The organism is Corynebacterium sp. (assembly GCF_030532325.1).
Lineage (GTDB): Bacteria > Actinomycetota > Actinomycetes > Mycobacteriales > Mycobacteriaceae > Corynebacterium.
The window spans coordinates 1-21281 of sequence record NZ_JAUNLS010000024.1; the positions used below are offsets into that span (position 1 = coordinate 1).

General features: G+C 64.9%; 21 protein-coding genes and 1 pseudogene. 6 read left to right on the top strand and 16 right to left on the bottom strand.

Features of this window, described 5'->3' with window-relative positions; all coding sequences use genetic code 11:
* Positions 1-241, bottom strand: a 241-nt coding sequence (locus tag Q4E25_RS10510) for a hypothetical protein (protein ID WP_303156873.1), incomplete at its 3' end; no start/stop codon positions are given.
* Positions 242-728: 487 nt separating this feature from the next.
* Positions 729-1526, bottom strand: a complete 798-nt coding sequence (locus Q4E25_RS10515) for an HAD family hydrolase (protein WP_303156875.1) — start codon at positions 1524-1526, stop codon at positions 729-731.
* Positions 1527-1594: 68 nt separating this feature from the next.
* Between Q4E25_RS10515 and Q4E25_RS10520 the strand changes: the two genes are divergently transcribed.
* Positions 1595-2632: a 3-hydroxyisobutyryl-CoA hydrolase gene (locus Q4E25_RS10520; protein ID WP_303156877.1), complete on the top strand. Its 1038-nt coding sequence runs from the start codon at positions 1595-1597 to the stop codon at positions 2630-2632.
* A gap of 9 nt (positions 2633-2641) precedes the next feature.
* On the opposite strand, the gene Q4E25_RS10525 is transcribed toward Q4E25_RS10520, so the two are convergent.
* The 3 genes from Q4E25_RS10525 to Q4E25_RS10535 are packed head-to-tail and all read right to left on the bottom strand — an operon-like array spanning position 2642 to position 6229.
* The gene (locus Q4E25_RS10525; RefSeq protein WP_303156879.1) at positions 2642-3856 is read right to left on the bottom strand and encodes a DUF6882 domain-containing protein; all 1215 of its coding nucleotides are present in this window, start codon (positions 3854-3856) and stop codon (positions 2642-2644) included.
* 3 nt (positions 3857-3859) lie between these two features.
* Positions 3860-5002: a glycosyltransferase family 1 protein gene (locus Q4E25_RS10530; protein ID WP_303156880.1), complete on the bottom strand. Its 1143-nt coding sequence runs from the start codon at positions 5000-5002 to the stop codon at positions 3860-3862.
* A complete protein-coding gene (locus tag Q4E25_RS10535; protein WP_303156881.1) occupies positions 5003-6229 on the bottom strand; it encodes an NAD-dependent epimerase/dehydratase family protein in 1227 nt (408 codons plus the stop codon). It abuts the gene before it with no gap.
* A gap of 186 nt (positions 6230-6415) precedes the next feature.
* Here Q4E25_RS10535 and Q4E25_RS10540 point away from each other — a divergent pair, with 186 nt between their 5' ends.
* On the top strand, positions 6416-7081 hold the full coding sequence (locus tag Q4E25_RS10540) for a hypothetical protein (RefSeq protein WP_303156882.1): 666 nt from the start codon (positions 6416-6418) through the stop codon (positions 7079-7081).
* On the opposite strand, the gene Q4E25_RS10545 is transcribed toward Q4E25_RS10540, so the two are convergent.
* Entirely contained in the window at positions 7078-7458 is a 381-nt protein-coding gene (locus Q4E25_RS10545) for a hypothetical protein (RefSeq protein WP_303156883.1), read from the bottom strand. The genes Q4E25_RS10540 and Q4E25_RS10545 overlap by 4 nt on opposite strands.
* 123 nt (positions 7459-7581) lie before the next feature.
* On the opposite strand from Q4E25_RS10545, the pseudogene Q4E25_RS11455 reads away from it, so the two are divergent.
* Positions 7582-7698 (top strand): annotated as a pseudogene (locus Q4E25_RS11455) (DUF6363 domain-containing protein); the annotation flags it as partial.
* A gap of 12 nt (positions 7699-7710) precedes the next feature.
* On the opposite strand, the gene Q4E25_RS10555 reads toward Q4E25_RS11455, so the two are convergent.
* The 3 genes from Q4E25_RS10555 to pth (Q4E25_RS10565) are packed head-to-tail and all read right to left on the bottom strand — an operon-like array spanning position 7711 to position 10891.
* A complete protein-coding gene (locus tag Q4E25_RS10555) occupies positions 7711-9342 on the bottom strand; it encodes a peptide chain release factor 3 (protein WP_303156884.1) in 1632 nt (543 codons plus the stop codon).
* A 24-nt stretch (positions 9343-9366) separates the two neighbouring features.
* Entirely contained in the window at positions 9367-10197 is an 831-nt protein-coding gene (locus tag Q4E25_RS10560; RefSeq protein ID WP_303156885.1) for an SDR family NAD(P)-dependent oxidoreductase, read from the bottom strand.
* Between the two features lie 37 nt (positions 10198-10234).
* A complete protein-coding gene (pth, locus tag Q4E25_RS10565) occupies positions 10235-10891 on the bottom strand; it encodes an aminoacyl-tRNA hydrolase (protein ID WP_303156887.1) in 657 nt (218 codons plus the stop codon).
* A 26-nt stretch (positions 10892-10917) separates the two neighbouring features.
* Between pth (Q4E25_RS10565) and Q4E25_RS10570 the strand changes: the two genes are divergently transcribed.
* From Q4E25_RS10570 to Q4E25_RS10580, 3 genes are all read left to right on the top strand, one after another.
* Complete coding sequence (locus tag Q4E25_RS10570; RefSeq protein WP_303156889.1) at positions 10918-11904, top strand: nitronate monooxygenase; 987 nt, start codon at positions 10918-10920, stop codon at positions 11902-11904.
* Positions 11905-11965: 61 nt separating this feature from the next.
* Positions 11966-13420 carry a glyceraldehyde-3-phosphate dehydrogenase gene (locus tag Q4E25_RS10575; RefSeq protein WP_303156892.1) on the top strand — a complete coding sequence of 485 codons (1455 nt, stop codon included), beginning with the start codon at positions 11966-11968 and terminating at the stop codon, positions 13418-13420.
* 177 nt (positions 13421-13597) lie between these two features.
* Positions 13598-14647: an HNH endonuclease signature motif containing protein gene (locus tag Q4E25_RS10580; protein ID WP_303156894.1), complete on the top strand. Its 1050-nt coding sequence runs from the start codon at positions 13598-13600 to the stop codon at positions 14645-14647.
* A 229-nt stretch (positions 14648-14876) separates the two neighbouring features.
* Here Q4E25_RS10580 and ppk2 read toward each other — a convergent pair whose 3' ends face one another.
* The 7 genes from ppk2 to glmU all read right to left on the bottom strand — a co-directional run bounded on the left by ppk2 (position 14877) and on the right by glmU (position 21215).
* Positions 14877-15758 (bottom strand): polyphosphate kinase 2, encoded by an 882-nt coding sequence (gene ppk2, locus Q4E25_RS10585; protein ID WP_303156895.1) that lies wholly within the window; start codon positions 15756-15758, stop codon positions 14877-14879.
* Between the two features lie 42 nt (positions 15759-15800).
* The gene (locus tag Q4E25_RS10590) at positions 15801-16271 is read right to left on the bottom strand and encodes a PepSY domain-containing protein (RefSeq protein ID WP_303156896.1); all 471 of its coding nucleotides are present in this window, start codon (positions 16269-16271) and stop codon (positions 15801-15803) included.
* A gap of 134 nt (positions 16272-16405) precedes the next feature.
* Positions 16406-17275 carry a fumarylacetoacetate hydrolase family protein gene (locus Q4E25_RS10595; protein ID WP_303156898.1) on the bottom strand — a complete coding sequence of 290 codons (870 nt, stop codon included), beginning with the start codon at positions 17273-17275 and terminating at the stop codon, positions 16406-16408.
* A gap of 5 nt (positions 17276-17280) precedes the next feature.
* On the bottom strand, positions 17281-17826 hold the full coding sequence (pth, locus tag Q4E25_RS10600; protein WP_303156900.1) for an aminoacyl-tRNA hydrolase: 546 nt from the start codon (positions 17824-17826) through the stop codon (positions 17281-17283).
* A gap of 67 nt (positions 17827-17893) precedes the next feature.
* Positions 17894-18535 carry a 50S ribosomal protein L25/general stress protein Ctc gene (locus tag Q4E25_RS10605; RefSeq protein WP_303156903.1) on the bottom strand — a complete coding sequence of 214 codons (642 nt, stop codon included), beginning with the start codon at positions 18533-18535 and terminating at the stop codon, positions 17894-17896.
* 240 nt (positions 18536-18775) lie between these two features.
* A complete protein-coding gene (locus Q4E25_RS10610) occupies positions 18776-19750 on the bottom strand; it encodes a ribose-phosphate diphosphokinase (protein ID WP_303156905.1) in 975 nt (324 codons plus the stop codon).
* Positions 19751-19763: 13 nt separating this feature from the next.
* The gene (gene glmU / locus Q4E25_RS10615; protein ID WP_303156907.1) at positions 19764-21215 is read right to left on the bottom strand and encodes a bifunctional UDP-N-acetylglucosamine diphosphorylase/glucosamine-1-phosphate N-acetyltransferase GlmU; all 1452 of its coding nucleotides are present in this window, start codon (positions 21213-21215) and stop codon (positions 19764-19766) included.
* Positions 21216-21281: the final 66 nt, after the last annotated feature.

Genomic DNA, 21281 nt, shown 5'->3' on the forward strand with positions numbered 1-21281 from the left:
TGGCCTTGGCCTTGGTGTAGCCCTGGGCGGTGTTGTTGGTCTTGGCCGTGGCTGGTGTCTTGGCAGAGCGCGCGCTCGTGGTCTTATGCGGCGGGAGCTTGGCGGAGGGGGAGTCCGCGGAAGACTCATGGGCCAGCTTGGCCTTGCGCAGCGCGGCAGTCTTGGGAAGCGCGCCCTCGGTGAGGACGGGGGATACAGAAGACTTGGGGAAGCGCTTGGCCACGTCCGTAGGGGAGGGCACGCGCGCGGACGCCGGACGGGGCTTGCGGTTTGCCCTGGGGGCGGGCGTCCTCTTCGGAGTAGCCGGCTTCTTTGGGGCAGAAGCCTTTTCTTGAGATTGCTTCGTCGAGGTTTGCTTCTGCGGCGCCAGCGTTTCCTTCGTCGGCGCCTCTTGCGGTGCGGGCGTCGTCTTCGCGGGCGCAGCCGGTTTTGCCGGTGTGTCTCCAGGTACGTTCACAGGCGCATAGGGGGCCTTGCGTGACGGGGAGGCCTTCGGCTGCGCGGTGGAGCGGCCGAGCAAGGACCTGAAGAAACTCTTCACAACTTTCTCCCAATGCGTGGTGTGGAACGGACAGCCCGAATCAGTCTAGTCAGCTGGTCACAGGGCTAAGCGCTAGGGCAGCAACCGGCGTGTGTGCTGTGGCAAACAGCGCGTGCGCGTAGTGGCTACTCGTGCTGTGTGGCTACCCGTGCTGTGCGTGGTACTCGATCTCTGTACTCGATCTGTTCTAGTCGTCGGCCTTGGCAAACAGCTCGCGCAACACGGTGCTCACCCCGTACTCGGTGTTAGGCGGGGCGATGATGTCCGCAATCTCCTTGAGTGAGGGGTGAGCATTGTCCATGGCGATGGCCAGCCCGGCACGCTGCAGAAGCTCGTAGTCGTTGAGGAAGTCACCAAAGGCGGCGGTGCGGGAGAGGGGGACGTCGGAAAGCCTCGCCAGCGCAGCCAGTGCCTCGCCCTTGTCCACGCCGGCGGCCATGACGTCGAGCCACACGGCGCCGGAGACCGCGATGTTATCAAAGCCGACGGCCGCGGACACCGGGGCGAGCAGGTGCGCTTCCGAGCCGGCCTCGCAGTACATGGCGATCTTGATGATGCCGGTGTCCGGCACCCCTTCCAGGGAGTCCACCCAGGTCACCGACTTGTAGTACTTGGCAATCTCCGCGCGGGCGGCGGCGGAGACATCCTTGCGCACATAGGCGGTTTCCGAGCCGCAGAGCACCAAGGTGTGCGGCTGCGTGATGGCGGCGGAGGTCTCACGCACGCTGTGCACGGTCTCAGCGGGAAGCGGGAAGGTGGCGATGACCTCACCCTGGTGCATGACCACCGCACCGTTTTCTGCAATGAAGGTGCCCACGTGCGGGAACATCCACTTCAACGTGGCCAGCTGCCGGCCGGAGGCAGGCACCAGGGTGCACCCGAGGGACTCAGCGCGCTCGTGGAGTTCTGAAAAGTCCGGGGGCAGGTTCCCGTGTGCGTCGAGGAGGGTGCCGTCCATGTCGAGTGCGATGAGCTGAGGGAGCAAAACTATCCGACCAATCTGTGAGTTAAGGCAGGTGGCTGATTTTGATGTGATGTGCAACACTGGTGCGTATGGCTAATTCAGACGCACCAGTACTCACAACCGTTCGCAACCATACCGGAGTCATTGAGCTCAATCGCCCCCGCGCCCTGAACTCACTGAATTCACAGATGATTCACCTCATCCGCGAAGCGCTCATCGGGTGGCGGGATGATCCCGCCGTCGAGCAGGTGCTGGTCTTTTCTAATAGCCCCAAGGCGTTGTGCTCCGGGGGTGACGTGCGCGAGGCCCGCGACGGGGTGCTCGACGGCCGCCTAGAGGAGGTCGACGGCTTCTTCCGCAACGAATACCTCACCAACGGCGACATCGCCGAATACCCCAAGCCCTTCATCGCCGTCATGGACGGCGTGGTCATGGGCGGCGGGCTGGGCATTTCCGCCCATGGCTCCCACCGCGTGGTTACCGAGCGCGCCTTTGCCTCCATGCCGGAGATGAACATCGGCTACGTCACTGACGTTGGCGTGCCCTACATGGCGCAGCGCATGGTGGGCACCCGCGGGAAGGCCTCCCCGGCGCTGGCCAAGTTCTGGGGGATTACCGGCTACCGCATGTACGCTGCGGATATGCTGTGGTCCGGGCTGGCCACGCATCTTATCCGCGACCCCGAGTCCTTCATCACCGCTGTCATCGAGCAGGGCGTCGACGCCGCCGTGGATGCCTACGCGCTGCCCGCACCCAGCCCGGCGCCGCTGGAAGAACACATCGAGGACATCGAGGCCGTCTTCAGTCACTCCACCTGGGACGAGATCACCGCCGCGCTGGAGGAGCATCCGCGCCTCAAGGAGCTGGTGACCGAGCTCTTGTCCCAGGCCTGCCCGGCCTCCATCATCGCGGCCAACGAGCTCTTCGAGGCAGAGGCCCAGGCCGGCACCATCCGCGAGGCCCTCGAGCTGGAGCTCAACCTGGGCCGTGTGATGATCCGCCGGCCGGACTTCGCCGAGGGCGTGCGCGCGGTGCTCGTGGATAAAACGCAGGACGCGCGCTTCGAGCACGCCTCGACTGACGAGGTCGACCCAGCGCCCTTCCTCGCCGCGCTGGGCCGGGCCTAGTACTGTGCCTTAGTTCTGACTTAGTTCTGCGGTGCTCTGCGACAGACTGATGCCGCGGAACGCCGCGTAGGCGGCGCGGGCACGCTGCTCGTCCACGCCCTCGGGCACCGGCACCGCGAGGGTGGCCTCCACCGCCGCGGGGGAAGGGGCAGGCAGGCGGAAGGGGATGGCGTCGGACAGCGCCAAGCCCAGCTGCCCGCCGGAAAGCTGCACCGGCAGAAGCGTCCACAGCCCCAGGATGGGCATGGCCACCTGCGGCAGGCGGGCCTTGCGGGCCACGTCCACCGGCAGGTGCGGCCGGAGGAGAGCGGGGACGGCATTGTCCCAGCCAAAACGACGCACGTGGCCGGCGGCCTGCGCGGCCGGGGTGGAGGCCAGCTGCTCATCGGCCCAGGCCCACGTGAAGGTGCCACTACCCACGGTGGCGATGAGGTGGGCAGGAACCGTAATCGAGCCCGCGCGCGAGTTGACCACGGCCTGCCCGCTGTCCACGTCGAGCTGGGCGCTGAGACCGGGGTACTGGGCCTCCAGGAAGAATTGGTGCTCGGCGGCGGGGAAGTGGGCGTCGGCAAGCACATGCGCAGGGGAGAGCCCCCACGTCGCCCCGTTAAGAGCGATGGTGCGCCGGCCGTGCGGATCATCGGCTGGGGTGAGCTGCGCGGTGGTGCCGTCGTAGAAACGCAGGTAGTCGCCCACCTCGTCGATGGGCTGCTGCAGGTGATTGCCCAGGGTAAGCAGGGCAAGACGCTCGTCCACGCCCTCCGAGGAGCGCTCGATGCCCGCCAGGATGCTCTCGCGCGGCTGGGGTGGCAGCGTGGTGTAGTCAATGGCCACCACGGCCTCGTGCTCGCCCTGGATGGTGCGGAAGACCGGTACCTCGCCCACCAGGCTGCGGGCGATCGATTCCAGCGCGGGATCGTCAGGCTGCGGGGAATGCAGCTCCGGGATGGAGAAGTGCTGCACGCGGGAGGTGGCCCAGTGCCAGGTGCCGTCGGTGATGTAGGCCAGACGCACGCCGTGGAAGACTCGGGAGCCGCGGGCGGCGTTGATACGGACCTGGGCCAGCTGATCGGTCTCGCCCTCGCCGGCGCCATCCTGCACGGGCTGGAAATTAAACTCCACGCTGCTGATCTCCCCAAGCTCGTGGCGCAGGCTGGCGTCGATACCGGCCTGCACGAAGGCGCCGGCGGAGAAGAGTTCATCGATGCTGGAGAGAACAGTCACGAGTTAATCCTTGCGGTAGGGGTGGGCAATGGCCTCCTCGTAGGCCTCAACGAGGGTTCTAGTGGATTCTAGCCAGGAATAACGCTCCGCTTCAGCACGCGCCGCGATTCCCATCGCGTGGCGGGCCTGTGGATCCTTGAGCATGCGCAGCGCGGCCTCGGCCCAGGCGGAGTCGGGGGCGTCCGCGTCGATGAGCACACCGGTGCGCTCATCATCGATGACAAAGGGGATGCCGCCGGCGTTGGTGCCGATGACCGGCACGCCCGAGGCAAAGGACTCCAGCGAAACCAGGCCCAGGGTCTCCGTGGCGGAGGGAAAGAGGAAAAGGTCCCCGCTGGCAAAGGCCGCGGCCAGCTCCTCGCCGGAGAGGTAGCCGGTGAACACGGCGAAGGAGGGATCGAAGCTCTTCTTCAGCTCCTCCACGTAGGGGCCGGCGCCGACGATGGCCAGGCGGGCCTCCGGCAGCTCGCGCCGCACCAGCTCGGTGACGTGGTTGAGGCGCGCCAGGTCCTTCTCCTTGGACACCCGGCCGATGTAGGTCAGCAGCGGGGCCTGCGGGTTGCCGCCGGTGAGGCGCTCGCGCATCTCGGCCGTGGCTTTGGCTGGGTGGTAGCCCTCGGTGTCCACGGCTTTGGGCCACAGGTGAACGTTGGGCATGCCCAGTGCGCGGGCCTTGTCCACCATGGGCCCGGAGGTACACAGGTTGACCGCTGCCTGGCCGTGCAGGTAGCTAATCGCTTTCTCCGTGAGCGGGCGCGTCCACCCGATGCCCAGGGCGTCGACGTACTCCGGCACGTTGGTGTGGAAGCTGGCCACGAGCGGAACGGCGTCGCGCTGCGCGGCGAAGACCCCCAGCGCGGCAGTCCAGATGGGGTTGACGGCGTGGATAACGTCTGGGTCAAAGTCCCGAATCTCCGAAAAGAAACCCCAGGAGGGCAGCCCGAACTTGATCTCCGGATAGACCCACAGGGACAGGCTCGGGATGCGGGTGACCTCGAAGCCGGCGTAGGTGGCCGGGGGCTTGCCGGTGGCAAAGACGCGGACCTCGTGGCCCAGGGCGGCCAGTTGCTCCAAGGTGCGGGTCACGCGGGTGACTACACCGTCGATCTTGGGAAGGAAGACCTCGGTGACAATCGCAATGCGCACCTAAGCCTCAGCCTCCGCAGAAGCCGGGTCTGTTGCGAGATCCTCCGGGATGCCCGCGTGCTGCTGAGCTGTCCACAGGGACTGCGCCGGGATCTTGGAACGATCCACGCGCTCGGCGTACTTGCGCGCTACCTGCTCGACCTCCTGTAGCAGGCCCTCCGAGAGGGTAGTGGGCTGCAGGCCCAGCTCGAGGAAGGTTTTGTTGGAGACGAAGAGCTCGTTCTCTGCGGACTCCTTACGCGGGTTGGGCACCATGGCGATGCGCGCGCCGGAGAACTTGGCCACCAGCTCGGCGAGGTCGCGCACGCGGTGGGTCTCCGTCATCTGGTTGATGATCTTCACGCGCTCTCCCTTGGACGGCGGGTTGAGCAGCGCCAGTTCGACGCAGCGCACCATGTCGCGGATGTGGATGAAGGCGCGGGTCTGCCCGCCGGTGCCGTGCACGGTCAGAGGATAGCCAATGCCTGCCTGCACGAGGAAGCGGTTGAGCACGGTGCCGTAGTCGCCGTCGTAGTCGAAGCGGTTGATGAGGCGCTCGTCGCGCAGCGTCTGCTCCGTGTGGGTGCCCCAGATGATGCCCTGGTGCAGATCGGTGATGCGCAGCTCGTCGTTCTTGGCGTAGTAGGCAAAGAGGTGCTGATCCAGCACCTTGGTCATGTGGTACACCGAGCCCGGGTTGGAGGGGTAGAGGATAGACTGCTCCACTGGCTCCTTGCCCTCCACCTTGACCTGCACGTCGAGGTAACCTTCCGGGATCTCCATGCCGGCGGTGCCGTAGCCGTAGACGCCCATGGTGCCGAGGTGGGCCACGTGAATGTCCTGGCCGGATTCCACGATGGCCGCCAGCAGGTTGTGGGTGGCGTTGATGTTGTTGTCCACGGTGTAGCGCTTGGTGCGCGAGTTCTTCATGGAGTAAGGCGCGGCGCGCTGCTCAGCAAAGTGCACCACGGCATCGGGACTCTCGGTGGTGAGGAACTCCAGCAGTGCGTCGTAATCCTGGGCAATGTCGATGTTACGGAAGCCGATGGTCTTGCCCGAGGCCTCCTTCCAGGCGACCAGGCGCTCCTCGATGCTGGCGATGGGAGTCAGTGATTCTGCCTGAAGCTCCTTGTCGATGGCGCGCCGGGAAAGGTTATCAACGATGATGACCTCGTGGCCCTGATCCGAGAGGTAGAGGGATGCAGGCCATCCGCAGAAACCGTCTCCGCCCAGGATTGCAACTTTCACTGTGTTCTACTCCCATCGGTAGCTTGTTTTTCGCACTTCTTACCACGATAGCTTGGGCACCGCATCCGCGCGGGTGGAGCGGGTAAACAACGCGTAAACGTTTGCCGCCGGCCGGCACTGGGCGTTCTTCTTGCCCGCGGCGGGCGCACTTCTTGCCTGCGGCAGGCGCACGCTAGACTGGCCGTCATGCTCGAAGCCGTCCTCAATGCTTTTGCCGATTCCGTCAACGCGCTGCTCATCGGCATCCTGGTGGCCATCGGCATCATGCTGCCGCGCGGGAAGTACCGCAAGGTCGCAGCGCTGATCCTGGTGGGGGACTGGCTCGGGGTGCTCACCGCCGCGGTGGTGGTGACCTTCATCTTCGTTGGAATCCGCGACCAGGTGGCTGCGGTGATCGAATCCCCCGTGGCGGGCTGGGTGCTCATCTTCGTGGGCATCGGCCTGGGTATCTTGGCCTGGCGCAGCAAGGGTGAGCCCAACGAGCTGGTGAACAAGCTGCTCGGCCCGCTGCGCGAGCCCTCGTGGCGCACCGTGGTGGTGGGCTACGCCATGGGCGTTATCCAGTCCTTGACTTCGGTGCCCTTCTTCTACGGACTCATGCACCTAGCGGCCGGCAACTTCTCGGCGTTCGTGACCTACGGCGGGCTCCTCTTCTACGCCAGCTTCGCGCTCTCGCTACCCACGGTGTGCGGGCTGTTTATCGCCGTGGTGCGCGCCAAGCCGGAGTCCTGGGCAGGGCGGGCCTTTGCCTGGGCGCGGGAGAACTCCGCTGTGGTCTCCCTGTGGGGCGGCTACGTGGTGGCCATCTTCCTGGCGGTGATGGGCCTGGTTACCGTGGTGCAGGCCGGCTAGCCTTCCACGCTGAAGGCCAGGGACTCGGATAGCTCCAAATCCCCGGTGGCTGGCAGCTCGCGGGCGATGCGCTCGCGCTGCTCGGGGCCAAGCGGAATCACCCAACCTGTGGCGGGATCGTGCACGCTCAACTCGTCGCGGCGCGTGGGGCTGAGAAACACCGAGGCGCTAGCGCTGACCAGCCGCGCCGCCTGCCCACTGCGGGCAACCTCGCGGAGGACCTGCGCGCCGGGGGAGTCGGTGACCACGATGACCAGCGTGCCGGCGGTGTGCACCTCCAAACGCTCCAACTCGATGACCGGCGCACCGGCGTCCGGACTGGCCAGCCGGGGAGCGGAGGGCCCAGTAAGCCGAGATAAGGCAGAAAACAAACCCATGCCCGCCATCCTAGGGCAGTACCATCGGGGGATGTGATTGATGCTCAAGATACAGCCCTGGTCCTCGAAGGCGGCGGGATGCGCAACTCCTACACCGCGGCCTGCATAGTCAAGCTCCTGGCGGAGGACATGCAGGTCAAGTCCACCGAGCGCTCGGTGGCGAAACTGCGCGCCAACTACGAGGCCGGCGCGGCGCAGATACACCACGAGTGGCCAGCCTGGCGGGAATTCCTGAGCTAAAGCGCCAGGAGCCTAGTCCGCCACCAGCGGCTCGATGGTCAGTTCCGGGTGCTCCTTTTCAATGAAGGCCAGCTTCCACTTGTCCCCGAAGAGCGCGATGAGCTCGCCGTCGGTGCGGGTGAAGATCTCCACGCCGCGCTGGCGGCCCAGCTCCGGGGCGGACTCGACGTCGGTGCGGCGCGCCACGGAGTAGGGGATGGGCTCGGTGATCGTCTCCACGTTGTACTCCAGCTCCATGCGCGACTGCATGACCTCGAACTGCATCGGGCCCACCGCGGCCATGACCGGGGCGGCGTCACCGCGGGTGTCGTTGCGCAGAATCTGGACAACACCCTCCGCCGCCAGCTGGTCCAGCCCCTTGCGGAAGGCCTTGTAATCACCCAGCGACTTCGCACGCAGGATGCGGAAGGACTCGGGGGCAAACTGCGGCATCGGCGGGAACTGCACCTTCTTGCCCGCGTAGATGGTGTCACCCGGGGCCAGGGAACCGGCGTTGACCAAGCCCACGATGTCGCCGGGGAAAGCCGAGTCCACGGTGTCGCGGTTGCGGCCAAAGACCGTCAGCGCGTACTTGGTGGAGAAGCTGCGGCCCGACTGCGCGTGGGTGACCTGCATGCCTCGCTCGAACTCGCCGGAGACCACGCGCATGAAGGCCAGGTTGTCGCGGTGCTTGCGGTCCATGCCAGCCTGCACCTTGAAGATGACGCCGGAAAAGTCATCGGTGACCTCGCGGTTTGCATCGATCGCCGTGGCGGAGGACTCCACCGCTTGCGGGTCGGAGTGGCGCGAGCGCGGCGCCGGGGCAATAGCGCACAGGGTGTCCAGGATCTGGTGCACGCCGAAGTTGAGCATCGCGGAAGCGAAGATCACCGGGGAAGTCACGCACTGCTCGAAGAGCTCCTGATCGTGCAGGGCGCCGTCGGCAGCCAGCAGCTCGGCCTCCTCGGTGGCGGTCTCCCAGGCATCCCCCTCGCGCTTCAAGGCGGCCTCCGGGGAGAAGTGCTCCTCCGGCGCAATGGTGGATCCGCCTGCGGTGCGGATGAAGTGGATGTACTCGTCGGCCTCACCGTCATCGTTGATGTGAGCCAGGCCTCGGAAGTCACCGGCGATGCCCACTGGCCAGTACAGGGGAGTAGGCTGCAGCTGGATCTCGTTGACGATCTCATCGATGAGCTCCAGCGGCTCACGGCCCACGCGGTCCCACTTGTTGATCACGGTGACGATGGGCAGCCCGCGCGCCTTGCACACGCGAAAGAGCTTGAGGGTTTGGGGCTCGAGGCCCTTGGCGGCGTCAATAAGCATGACGGCGGCGTCGACAGCCGTGAGCACGCGGTAGGTATCCTCCGAGAAGTCCGCGTGGCCGGGGGTATCCACCAGGTTGATCATGAAGGGCTCGCCCTCGTGGCCCTCCGGGGCGTACTCGAACTGCAGCGCCGAGGAAGCCACGGAAATGCCGCGATCCTTCTCCATCTCCATCCAGTCGGAGACCGTGGATTTGCGGTTGCCCTTGCCGTGCACCGCGCCTGCCTCGTTGATGACGTGAGCGTGGAGCGCGAGAGCCTCCGTCAGCGTGGACTTACCAGCATCGGGGTGGGCGATGACAGCAAAGGTGCGGCGGCGTGCGGCTTCGGCGGCAATACTCATGCGCAATAGTGTAGCCGCTGGGTCCTACCACTCCACATTGAGCTGCTGACCCAGATCATCGAAGATCCGGCGCGCCAGCGAGACCTTGCGCGCCATCGGGCGCTGCCGGCCGATCTTGCCCTTGCGGCTGTAATACTCCCCGGACTCGAAGTCCACGCCGGGGGTGCCGGTGAGGAAGTAGGCCAGGTTCTCCCCGCCCTCATCGGGCGAGCCGAAGAGCCTGCTCAGCGCGCCGGCGTAGAGCTTGCTGGTCATGCTTGTCGACGTCGACCCAAAGCTGGTGCGCAGCACGCCCGGGTGGAATGCCACGGAGTTGATTCCGTGGGCGTCGATGTAGCGGGTGAGCAGGATATCGCCCAGCTTGGCGTTGCCATAGGCGCGCTCGGCGGAGAACTTCTGGAAGGTATTGGGATCCGAGGGATCAAAGGAGGACAGCAGCCACTGCGCCACCGAGGCGGTGTTGACCACCGTGGCGTTCGAAGCACGCAGCTTCTCCTGCACCAGCGAGGTGAGCAGGAAAGGCGCGACGACGTTGACCTGCCAGGTGCGCTCGAAGCCGTCGGCGGTGGCAAAGGGGCCGTCGAAGATGCCGCCGGCGTTGTTTCCCAGCGCATGGATGTGCTCATACTGGTTGAGCTCCGTGGCCAGCTTCCGCACCTGACCCAGGGACTCGAAATCCGCGAGGTGGAAGGTGGCACCCACCTCGCGCGCCACCCGCTGCGTCTTGGCAGGATCGCGGCCGACCAGAACCAGGGCGTCATTCTCATGGGTGCGGCGCAGGATCCGCGCGGCGGCCGCGCCGATGCCATCGGAGGCGCCGGTAATAACGATGGTTCGTGGGGAAGGCTGGGTCATAGAACACAGTGTAAGTGCTCAATCCCTCTCAGGTGAGCTACTTGCGCGAGTGGATCTCATTCTGGGCCGCCGACAGCCCGCGCTCCACGATGAGGTGAGCGGCTTCCGCTGCGGTGGCGATGGCGGTGTCGCAGCCGGCGCCGGCGTCGACAGGCCCCAGGACGTACTCGGGGATGGGCGAGCCCTTCGGCGGGCGGCCGATACCGATGCGCACCCGCAGGTAATCCCGAGTTCCCAGGCGCTCGCTCAAGGACTTTAGCCCGTTGTGTCCGTTTTCGTTGCCGCCCTTCTTCACCCGCACGGTGTGCACGGGCAGGTCCAGCTCATCGTGCAGGACGATGACGCGCTCCGCGGGAACGCCCAGCTGCTGGGCTAAGGGAGCGACGGGATCACCAGAAAGATTCATGTAGGTATGCGAGCGCAGCGCGAGCACCGGGATGCCCTGCCACTCTAGTTGGGCGGCGCTGAGATTGTGCCCGGCCACCGGCTGGAGCAGCTCGCCGGTCTCGGCCAGCAGGTCGTCGACGGCCATGTAGCCCACGTTGTGGCGGGTGGCCTCATACTTCTTGCCGGGATTGCCCAGGCCCACCACGAGCCACTCCGCGCGGAGCTGGCCCGGGTCCACAGAGTGGGTGGCCTCCTTCTGCGGGGTGGTGCCGAAGATGCGGCGGAAGAAATCACCGAGTGCGGCCATGCGGGTTCCTCTCTACTGTGGGCGGTATGAGCACGCTGTTAGACACTATCACTTCCCCGGTTTTACCTGCGCCGATGGCGGGCGGGCCCACCACGCCCGAGCTGGTCATCGCCGCCGAGGAGGCCGACTCCCTGGGCACCTTGGGGGAGGGGACCTCCACCATCGAGGCGGCTCGCGGCGCCATCTCGGCCTGCGCGGGGCACCGCTTCGGGGTCAACCTCTTCCACCCCCAAGCCCCGCTTGACGACGCCCACCTCGACCACGTCCGCCACCTCGCCGCCGCCGAGGGAGTCGAGGTCCCGCAGGTGGACTACAGCTTTGGCTGGCAGGCCAAGCTCGACGCCGCACTGGCCGGCGGAGCGGCCGTAGTGTGGTCGATGTTCGGGGTCTTCGCCCCGCGCGAGGTGGCGCACATCCACGCGGCCGGGGCCGAGGCGTGGACCACGGTGACCACGCCCGCAGAAGCCCGCGCGGCCGCGGCGGCCGGGGTAGATGCGCTGTGCGTGCAGGGCCCCGAGGCCGGCGGCCACCGCGGGGTGTGGGACCCGGCGGCCGAGCCCGATCAGCGCCCCTTAGAGCAACTCGTTGCCGCCGTGCACGCGGAATGCCCCTCCCTGCCGCTCATCGCCTCCGGCGGGCTGCGCGATGCCGAGGACGTCGCCCGCGCGCTGAGCTGGCCCGGGGTGGTCAAGGTCAGCTGCGGCTCCGCCTTCCTGCTGGCCACCGAGGCAGGCACCTCGCTGCACAACCGCACGCTGCTCGCCGCCGGTGGCCGCAGCGTCTCCACCAGGGCGTTTTCCGGGCGCTACGCCCGCGGGCTGGAAACCGCCTTTACCCGGGCGCACCCGCAGCTGCCGCTGGTGTATCCCTACCTCAACGCCATATTGAAGCCGCGCCGTCAGAATCAGGACCCTGACGTGGACTATTGCCTCGTGGGGCCCGAGGCGGAGAAGATCAACGGGGGTAGTGTGGCGGAGATCCTCCACCACCTATACCCAAACAAACGGCAATAGCCGTTAGTATTTACGGTTAGTACCTGGATTACCCCCGTGACGAGTAAAGGAATTGAAGCACGTGACCGTGAACGCCGAAGTTAGCCACGCTGATTGGAACGAACGCCTGGAGCTGGCTCAGGAGATGATTCCGCTCATCCACCAGCTGCACCGCAACAACAACGTTGTCACCTCCATCTTCGGGCGCATGCTCATCGGTGTCACCGACATCGACATCATGAAGGCACACCGCTACGCCCGCCGCGTGGCTGATCGCGAGCTCTCCACGGCGGAGACCCTGCCGATCCTCAAGGAGCTGTGCAACATGAACCTGGGCACCGCCTCCATCGACCTCGGCCGCCTGGCCACCGGCTTCAAGAAGTCCGAGGAGACCGACCTGCGCGCTTACCTGGAGGACGTGCTGGTGGACTTGGTGGGCGCGGCCGTCGATAAGGAATGCACCGATGTGGTGCTCTACGGCTTCGGCCGCATCGGCCGCCTGCTGGCCCGCATCCTCATCGCCCGCGAGGCGGCCTACGGCGGCGTGCGCCTGCGCGCCATCGTGGTGCGCAAGAAGGGTGACATTGACATCCTCAAGCGCGCCTCCCTGCTGCGCCGTGACTCCGTGCACGGTGCGTTCAACGGCACCATCGCCGTGGACGAGGAGAACGAGGTCATCTGGGCCAACGGCACCAAGATCCAGATGATCTACGCCAACGACCCCTCCGACATCGACTACACCGCCTACGGCATCGACAACGCCATCCTGGTGGATAACACCGGCGTGTGGCGCGACCGCGAGGGCCTGTCCCAGCACCTGAAGTCCAAGGGCATTGCCCGCGTGCTGCTCACCGCTCCGGGCAAGGGCGACCTGAAGAACATCGTCTACGGCATCAACCACCAGGATATCGAGGAGTCTGACCAGATCCTCTCCGCCGCGTCCTGTACCACCAACGGCATTACCCCGGTGCTCAAGGTCATCAATGACCGTTACGGCGTTGTCCACGGCCACGTGGAGACCGCCCACTCCTTCACCAATGACCAGAACCTCATTGATAACTTCCACAAGGGTGACCGCCGCGGCCGCGCCGCTGGCTTGAACATGGTGCTCACCGAGACCGGCGCCGCCAAGGCCGTGTCCAAGGCCCTGCCGGAGTTCGAGGGCAAGCTCACCGGTAACGCCATCCGCGTGCCCACCCCGGATGTTTCCATGGCGGTGCTCAACCTGGAGCTGGAGAAGGAGGTCGAGCGCGACGAGGTCAACGATTTCCTGCGCAACGTCTCCCTGCACTCTGACCTGCGCCAGCAGATTTCTTACATCGCCTCCCCGGAGGTTGTGTCCTCTGACTTCGTAGGCTCCACCCACGCCGGTATTGTCGACGGCCTCGCCACCATCGCCACCGGCAAGCACCTGGTGCTCTACGTGTGGTACGACAACGAGTTTGGTTACTCCAACCAGGTCATTCGCATCGTTGAGGAGATTGCTGGTGCCCGCCCACGCGTCTACCCGGAGCGCGTGGACGCCGCTGAGCTCTAATCGGCCCTCAGCCGCAAGCCCGCTGCACGGCGCAGCGGGCTTTTTGCTTGCCCGCGCTCCTTTCGCCTGTGGATAACATGCCCTGGGCGGGCGCGTCAGGCGGAGTTATCCACAGATTGAGGCTTTCGGAGAAATTCTTCCTATTTTTCCTTGACGCTGGCTTTTAGCCTCAGGGTCATGAACGAACAGTTAGAGGCTTATCTTGCCGCGCAGGCCGCGGGTATGGCCATAATCCAGGGCGCGGCCGGGCTATCGGCCGCCCAGTTGGAGGAGGCCGGCTGCAGCACGCGCGAAGCCGAAGAGTTGGTGCATTTAGCCCAGGTCTACTTCGGGCCCACCAGATACACTAGGCGGCAGCGTAAAGCCCAAGCCACCACACATAGCTTGTCCACCCTGAAACTCATCGAGTCTTATGCCAAGAAGGTCAAGGGCAAGGATGCTGCCTGGCAGTTGCGCCTGAAACTCTTGGCGTTGACAACCAGTCAGCAGATCATTGCTACTGCCCGCAAGGAGCTCAAAGCCTTGCGCACACCCCGTGAGGAGGGTGTGAAGATTCGCCGGGATAGGAACGGCATCTCGCTGCTGACGGTGGCTGCTCGGGATGCTGAGCTTATCGAGGTCTACAACAGCCTTGACCACTCCACCGGTTCGAAGGCTGTGGAGTCTTTCTTTGCTTTGTTCTTTTCTGCTGGTGGTGCTCAGCCGGCCCGTAGGGTGACCAATGTGATTGTTCCTGCCCCTACCTTCCGCCGGATTATGGAGCATCCTGAGGATGCTGATGAGATCATGCTGGAGATGACTAACGGGGCCTTCATTAGTGGCAAGGAGTGGTTGGAGACTACTGAGGTGGCTGGCTATATCACCATTATTGACCCGGTGGAGGGTGGGATTAACTGCTACCGGACTAATAGGGCGGCGAATTTTAAGCAGCTGCTTATGGCTAAGGCCGAATCCCCCACCTGTGCAGTCGATACCTGCCTGAAGGCTGCGGATGATTCGCATGTGCATCATATTCAGGCCTGGAGTCAGGGTGGGATGACCAACCAGGTCAACTTGACGATGTTGTGCCCGTTCCACAACGGCCGCAACGATGATGACCGCTCGAAACCGCTGCATGGTCACATTGAGCGTGTGGAGGGTGGGTTTGTGTGGGTGTATCCCGGCCAGACCACCGAGCAGGCCGTAGCCGCCCAACGCGCCAAGCAGGCCGCCCAACAGCCGGCGTAGGCAGCAGGAGGCGCCACAGCACCGGACACACCCGGCCATGAGCCGCCACTCAGCACCAGCCCCCAAGGAGGCGCCACAGCAGACACCACGCACCCAGCAGGGGAACCGGAAGACCGGTTCCTCTACACGCCGTGCCCAAGCACGGTGAAGCGTTCGAAGCCTTGGGCATCCGCAGCGCCACTGATACCGGGTGCGGGCGTGCGGTGTTGATGGGGGCGTCGGCAAGCAGCTACTTCTTGTGCTTCTTCTTTTTGCCCTTCTTTTCCTTCTTGCCCTCGGCGCGCACCTTGTCCTTCTCTAGGTCGGCGGCGACATCCGGCACGTAGTGGAAATCCTGGCGCGGCGGGCGGATGTACTCGGCCTCGAGCTCGGGGCGCTCCGGAATCTCCGGCACCTCCTGATCCACGTGCTGGTAGGGCACCATCTTGAGGATGTGGTTGATGACATTGATGCGCGAGCGCTTCTTATCCTCAGACTCCACCGTGAACCACGGGGCAGTGGGAGTATCGGTGTGGATGAACATCTCATCCTTGGCGCGGGAGTAGTCCTCCCAGCGAGTGATGGACTGCAGATCCATGGGGGAGAGCTTCCAGCGACGCAGCGGATCATTGCGGCGAGACTTGAAGCGGGCGAGCTGCTCCTCGTCGGACACGGAGAACCAGTACTTCAGCAGGATAACGCCGTCTTCCACAAGCATCTTCTCCAGCTGCGGGGCCTGGTGGAGGAAGCGCACGTACTCCTGCTGGGTGCAAAAGCCCATGACGCGCTCGACGCCGGCGCGGTTGTACCAGGAACGGTCAAAGATGACGATTTCACCGGCGGTGGGCAGCTTTTCGATGTAGCGCTGGAAGTACCACTGACCAGCCTCGCGGTCATTGGGCTTCGGCAGGGCCTCGATGCGGCAGGTACGCGGGTTGAGGTACTGGGTGATGCGCTTAATTGCGGAACCCTTACCGGCAGCGTCGCGGCCTTCCATGATGATGACCACGCGGGCACCGGTTTCGACGACCCACCGCTGCATCTCGACGAGCCCAGCCTGCAGGCGCTTGAGCTCGTCCTCGTAGGCCTGCTTGTCCAACTTAGGGGGAGTCTTGTGTGATGAACTGCTCATACCTTCAACTGTAGCCCCTAGCTGCGAAAATAGGTAATGAGTTTAGTCGTCGGGCTCGGATTCGCTACGCAGGATCTCGCCGGTGTTGGCGTCGATGTCGTAATCGTACTCGGTGCCGTTGGCCTTGAACTGGATTTCCCAGTGGGGCGGGAGCTGATCGTCGTCGTCTTGGTCGTTATCCAGCTCGGCCTCCTGCTCAGTGGCGGCAGCGGCGTCGACGCCCGCGTGCTTGAGCGCTGCGGCGAGGGCGTCCTCGCGGGAGACGGAGGTGGCGCCGGCCTTCATGGTGCCGTCGTCTTGGTCATCGCGGTCATCGGCGTCATCAGCGTCATCATCGCGGTCGTCGGCATCGTCGTCGTCATTGTTGACCGCGGAGCTCGAAGCAGAGTCGTTAGCGGTGGTGGTGGCCGCGGGCTTCTCTTCGGCGTCGTCGCTGCCGCAGGCAACGAGCGCTAGCGAGCCGGCAAGGGCGATCGCTCCGGTGGCAATTCGGCGGGCAAGGGCGGTGGTCATACTAGCCTCCTCAGTTGGTCCGTCATTTCACCCCACCCTACAGACCTTTGCATGCCCGGCGCTCAATTTTGCTCCAAAACTGGGAGAAAGCCGGCACAAATGCTGCACCCAAACGCGTGCCTTTCTTTTAAGGCCTAGCTCTGGCAGGTGCAGCCCTCACCACAGCCCGCGGGCGGCTCCCCGTAATGCGTGCGCGCCGCAATCTCGCCGAGGCCTTCAATGGCGATGTGTACCTCTTGGCCATCGGCCAGGAAGGTTTGCGGCGAACGGGCAAAACCCACGCCCTCCGGGGTACCGGTGGCAATCACATCGCCCGGGTTGAGCGGGTAGAGGTGCGAGCAGAACTCGATGAGCGTGGCCACGGAGAAAATGAGGTCATCGGTGTTGTCGTCTTGACGCAGTTCGCCGTCGATGGTCGTCGTCAAGCGAGCCCCGCCGCCCGGCGCCCACTCGTCGCTGGTGGTCAGCCACGGCCCAAAACCCGCGGTGCGGAAGAAGGATTTGCCCGCGTGGAACTGGGTGGTGGCCCGCTGGAAATCGCGCAGCGTGTAGTCATTCATGATGGCATAGCCCGCCACGTAGTCCAGCGCATCCGCGGCGTTCACCCGGTGCGCCGGCGCGCCGATCACTACGGCGAGCTCGCCCTCGTAGTCCAGCGCGTGGGTGGCGTACTCGGGCACATAGACGTCGTCATAGGGGCCGGTCAGCGCCTCCGGGAACTTGATGAACAGCGTGGGCTGGGTGGGCAGCTCGCGGCCCATTTCCCGGGCGTGCTTGGTGTAGTTCACGCCCACGCAGATGATCTTGCCGGGGTTCGGAATCACCGGCGCCAAGTCGCGCGGGTCAAAGACCACTGGCTCCCCAGATAGCTGCGCTGCCTTGCGCCAATCCGCGCTGCGCAGCAGCTCGCCGACGTCCTCGAAATCCAGCTGCGTGCCGGCCCGTTCGGCGTCGATGCGGATGGCGGTGGTGCCGTAGGGGGTGCGAAGCGTGGCGAGTTTCATGCGGGTTAGTCTACTACCGCCCGCAGAATCTCATCGACGGCATCCGCGCACATGATGGGAATCTCGGCGGTCTCATTCTTGGAGAACTTCTTGAGTACAAACGCCGCCGGGTCCATCCTGCCCGGCGGGCGGCCGATGCCCATGGACAGACGCCAGTACTCCTTCGTGCCCAGAGACTTGGTGGTGGATCGCAGCCCGTTGTGCCCGTGGTCCCCGCCGCCGCGGCGCAGTTGTACGGTGCCGAAGTCCAGCTCGAGCTCGTCGTGCACCACGATGATGTGCTCGGGCGAAACCCTAAAATACTGCGCGAGGGCCTTGATCGGCCCGCCGGAGAGATTCATGAAGCTGCGCGGCTTGGCGACGACCACCCGTACCCCACCCACGCGGCCCTCCGCGACCTCCGTGTTGGTCTTCTTGTGCACGGAGAAGGTGGCGAAGAGCTCGGAGGCGAGTTCGTCGGCGACGTCGAAGCCGATGTTGTGGCGGGTGCCAACGTAAGCGGGGCCCGGGTTGCCCAGGCCGGCGATGAGATAAGTAGTCACGCCCTCCATTGTGTCCGATGGGGCGAAAACAGCAAAAGCCCGCGCCACGGGGACGCGGGCTGGAAGAGGGGAGGATTTACTCCTCGGTGGCCTCTTCCTCGGCGGACTCGGCGCCAGCCTCGGCGCCGCCCTCCTCGGCGGCCTCAGCGGCTGCCTCGAGGTCCTCATCCACCTGCGGGATGGAGATGGAGACGATGACGGTCTCCGGATCTGCCACCAGGGTGGTCTCGCCCGGCAGGGTGACGTCGGCGGCGGTGACCACGGCGCCGTCCTCGAGGCCCTCGATGGAGACGGTAAGCTCGTCCGGAATCTCGAGAACGTCGGCCTCGACCATGAGGACGTCGGCGTCCTGGATGAACATGGTGCCCGGAGCCGGCTCGCCCTCGAGGATAACCGGAACCTCGACCTCAACCTTCTCGCCACGCTTAATGGAGAGCAGGTCGATGTGGTCGATGTCGAAGGTCAGGACGTTCTGGTCCACGTGCTTGACCATGACGAGGTGCTGCTCGCCCTCGAGCTCGAGCTCGAACACGGCGTTGACACCGTGGGCGCGCACCAGAGCGGTCAGCTCCAAGCGGTCAACGGCGAAGTGCAGGACGTCGACGGCGTGGCCGTAGACGACACCCGGGACCTTGCCGGCGGCGCGCAGGCGACGAGCAAAGCCCTTGCCGAACTCAGAGCGGACCTCAGCCTTCAGTACGGGGCGCTGGGTAGCCATAATAAATCTCCTTTAAAAGTATGACGGTGCGGCGAGGGCTTTAGATACGACGAAAGCCTGCCGATGGACGTCTTGGACGAGTCATCGCAGGCTTTTACTATCAACGCAGCCGCTGAGTTGGTGCCTACACCACGCGGATGCGCAAGCTTATGATCGCGTCGATAACGGATTTCTCCCTCGCCGAGACGCGAGACAGCTTAGCATGCAGCCCGCCGCCGAAACAAAACGGCGGGCGGCCGGTTAGTGGGTCTCGAAAAGGGTGGTGACGGAGCCGTTTTCGAAGATCTCGTGGATGGTCTTGGCCAGCAGCGGGGCGATGGAGAGCACCGTGAGGTTATCCCAGCCCTCGGTGGTCTGCGGCAGGGTGTCGGTGGTGATGACCTCCTCGGCGCCGCACTGAGACAGGCGCTCGCGGGCTGGGTCGGAGAACACGCCGTGGGTGCAGGCAATGACCACGGACTTCGCGCCGGCCTCCTTGAGCACGCGGACTGCGCCGGAGATGGTTCCGCCGGTGTCGATCATGTCATCGAGCAGGATGCAGTCCTTGCCTTCGACGTCGCCGACCACGCGGTTGGACACGGTCTGGTTGGCCACCTCGGTGGAGCGGGTCTTGTGGACGAAGGAGAGGGGGGCGTCGCCAAGCTCGTGGGCCCACTTCTCCGCCACCTTGACGCGGCCCGCATCCGGGGAGACCACAGCGAGGTTATCCAGCGGGTACTTGGACTTGATGTAGTCCACCAGGATCGGCATGGCGTGCATGTGATCGACGGGGCCGTCGAAGAAGCCCTGAATCTGATCGGTGTGCAGATCCACCGAGACGATGCGATCAGCGCCAGCGGCAGCGAGCAGGTCCGCGACCAGGCGGGCGGAGATGGGCTCGCGGCCCAGGTGCTTCTTGTCCTGACGGGCGTAGGGGTAGAAGGGGAGGATGGCGGTAATGCGCTTGGCGGAGCCGCGCTTGAGGGCGTCGATCATGATCAGCTGCTCCATCAGCCACTTGTTCAGCGGCTGGGTATGGGACTGCATGACGAAGCAGTCGGCACCACGCACGGACTCTTCGAAGCGGATGAAGATTTCACCGTTGGCGAAGTCTCGCGCGGTGGTCGGAACCAGATCGGTCTTGAGCTCCTTGGCCACAGACTCAGCCAGTGCCGGGTGTGCACGCCCGGAAAAGAGCATCATGTTTTTGCTGCTGCCGGAAACCTTGCCAGTCATTAGGTCTTTCCCTTTACTCGTTGTTGTTGCCCGTCTGTGCACGCTCAGCAGCCTCGGCTGCTGCGGTGCCCGGACGCTTCTTTTGGACCCAGCCTTCGATGTTGCGCTGCTTGCCACCGGAGACCGCGAGTGCTCCCGGGGGAACATCGTCCTTGATTACTGTACCCGCACCGGAGTACGCACCATCACCGACGGTGACGGGGGCGATAAACATGGTGTCAGATCCGGTGCGCACGTGGCTGCCGATCGTGGTGTGATGCTTGTTAACCCCGTCGTAGTTGACGAACACACTCGAAGCACCAATGTTGGAGTAGTCACCCACGGTGGCATCCCCGATGTAGGTCAGGTGCGGGACCTTGGTGCCGCGGCCGATCTGCGCCTTCTTGGCCTCGACGAAGCCGCCGAGCTTGCCTTCCTCGCCCACGATCACACCGGGTCGGATGTAGGTGAAGGGGCCCACGGTGGCGGCGGTGCCAATCACGGAGTCAAAGCCGTGGGTGCGCACCACCGAGGCGTTCATGCCCACCTGCATGTTGGTCAGGGTGGTATCGGGGCCGATCTCGGCGCCGTCCGCGATGGAAGTGGCACCCCACAGCTGGGTGTTGGGGTGGATGGTGACGTCCTGGCCGATGGTCACGTTGACCCCAATCCAGGTGGTGGCCGGGTCGACGATGGTCGCACCGCCGCGCATCGCGGCCTCCACCATGCGCTTGTTGAGCGCGCGGCCGGCCGCAGCGAGCTGGACGCGGTCATTGACGCCGGAGAGCTCCTCGGAGTCCTCCGCCAGGTGCGCACCCACGTTGTGACCGTTCGCGCGGGCGATTTCCAGCACGTCGGTGATGTAGAGCTCGCCCTGGGCGTTGTCGGTGGTGAGCTTGGTGAGGGCTTCGCGAAGCACGGCGGAATCGAAGGCGAAGACGCCGGAGTTGACCTCGGTGACCGCGCGCTGGGCCTCGGTGGCGTCCTTGTGCTCCACGATGGCCGTGACCGAGCCGTCCTCGGCGTGCAGCACGCGGCCGTAGCCGCTGGGATCCGCCAACTCGATGGACAGCACCGTCACGGCGTTGTGGTTGGCCTCGTGGGTCTCGCGCAGGCCCTGGATGGTCTCCGGGCGCAGCAGCGGGACATCGCCGTTGGTGACAATGACCGTGCCCTCAAAGCCCTCGAGGGGCTCCAGGCCGCACTGCACCGCGTGGCCCGTGCCGTTTTGCTCCTCCTGCACTGCCTGGGCGATCTCGCGGTCCAGCTCCTGGGCGATGTCCTCCACCGCCGGGGAGACCTGATCACGCTGATGGCCCACCACGGCGACGAGGTGCTCCGGGTTTACCCCGGCGGCCGCGTGGAGAGCGTGGCCGAGCAGCGAGCGCCCGCCGATCTCATGCAGTGTCTTTTGCTTTGCGGATTTCATGCGGGTGCCAGCGCCGGCGGCGAGAACAACAATGGCGCAAGGGTGTGTATCAGCCACGAGTTCTTTCGGTCTCCTGTCGTCGAGTCTTGGGAAATTACTGTTCCACATCTTAACGCGCGTGCT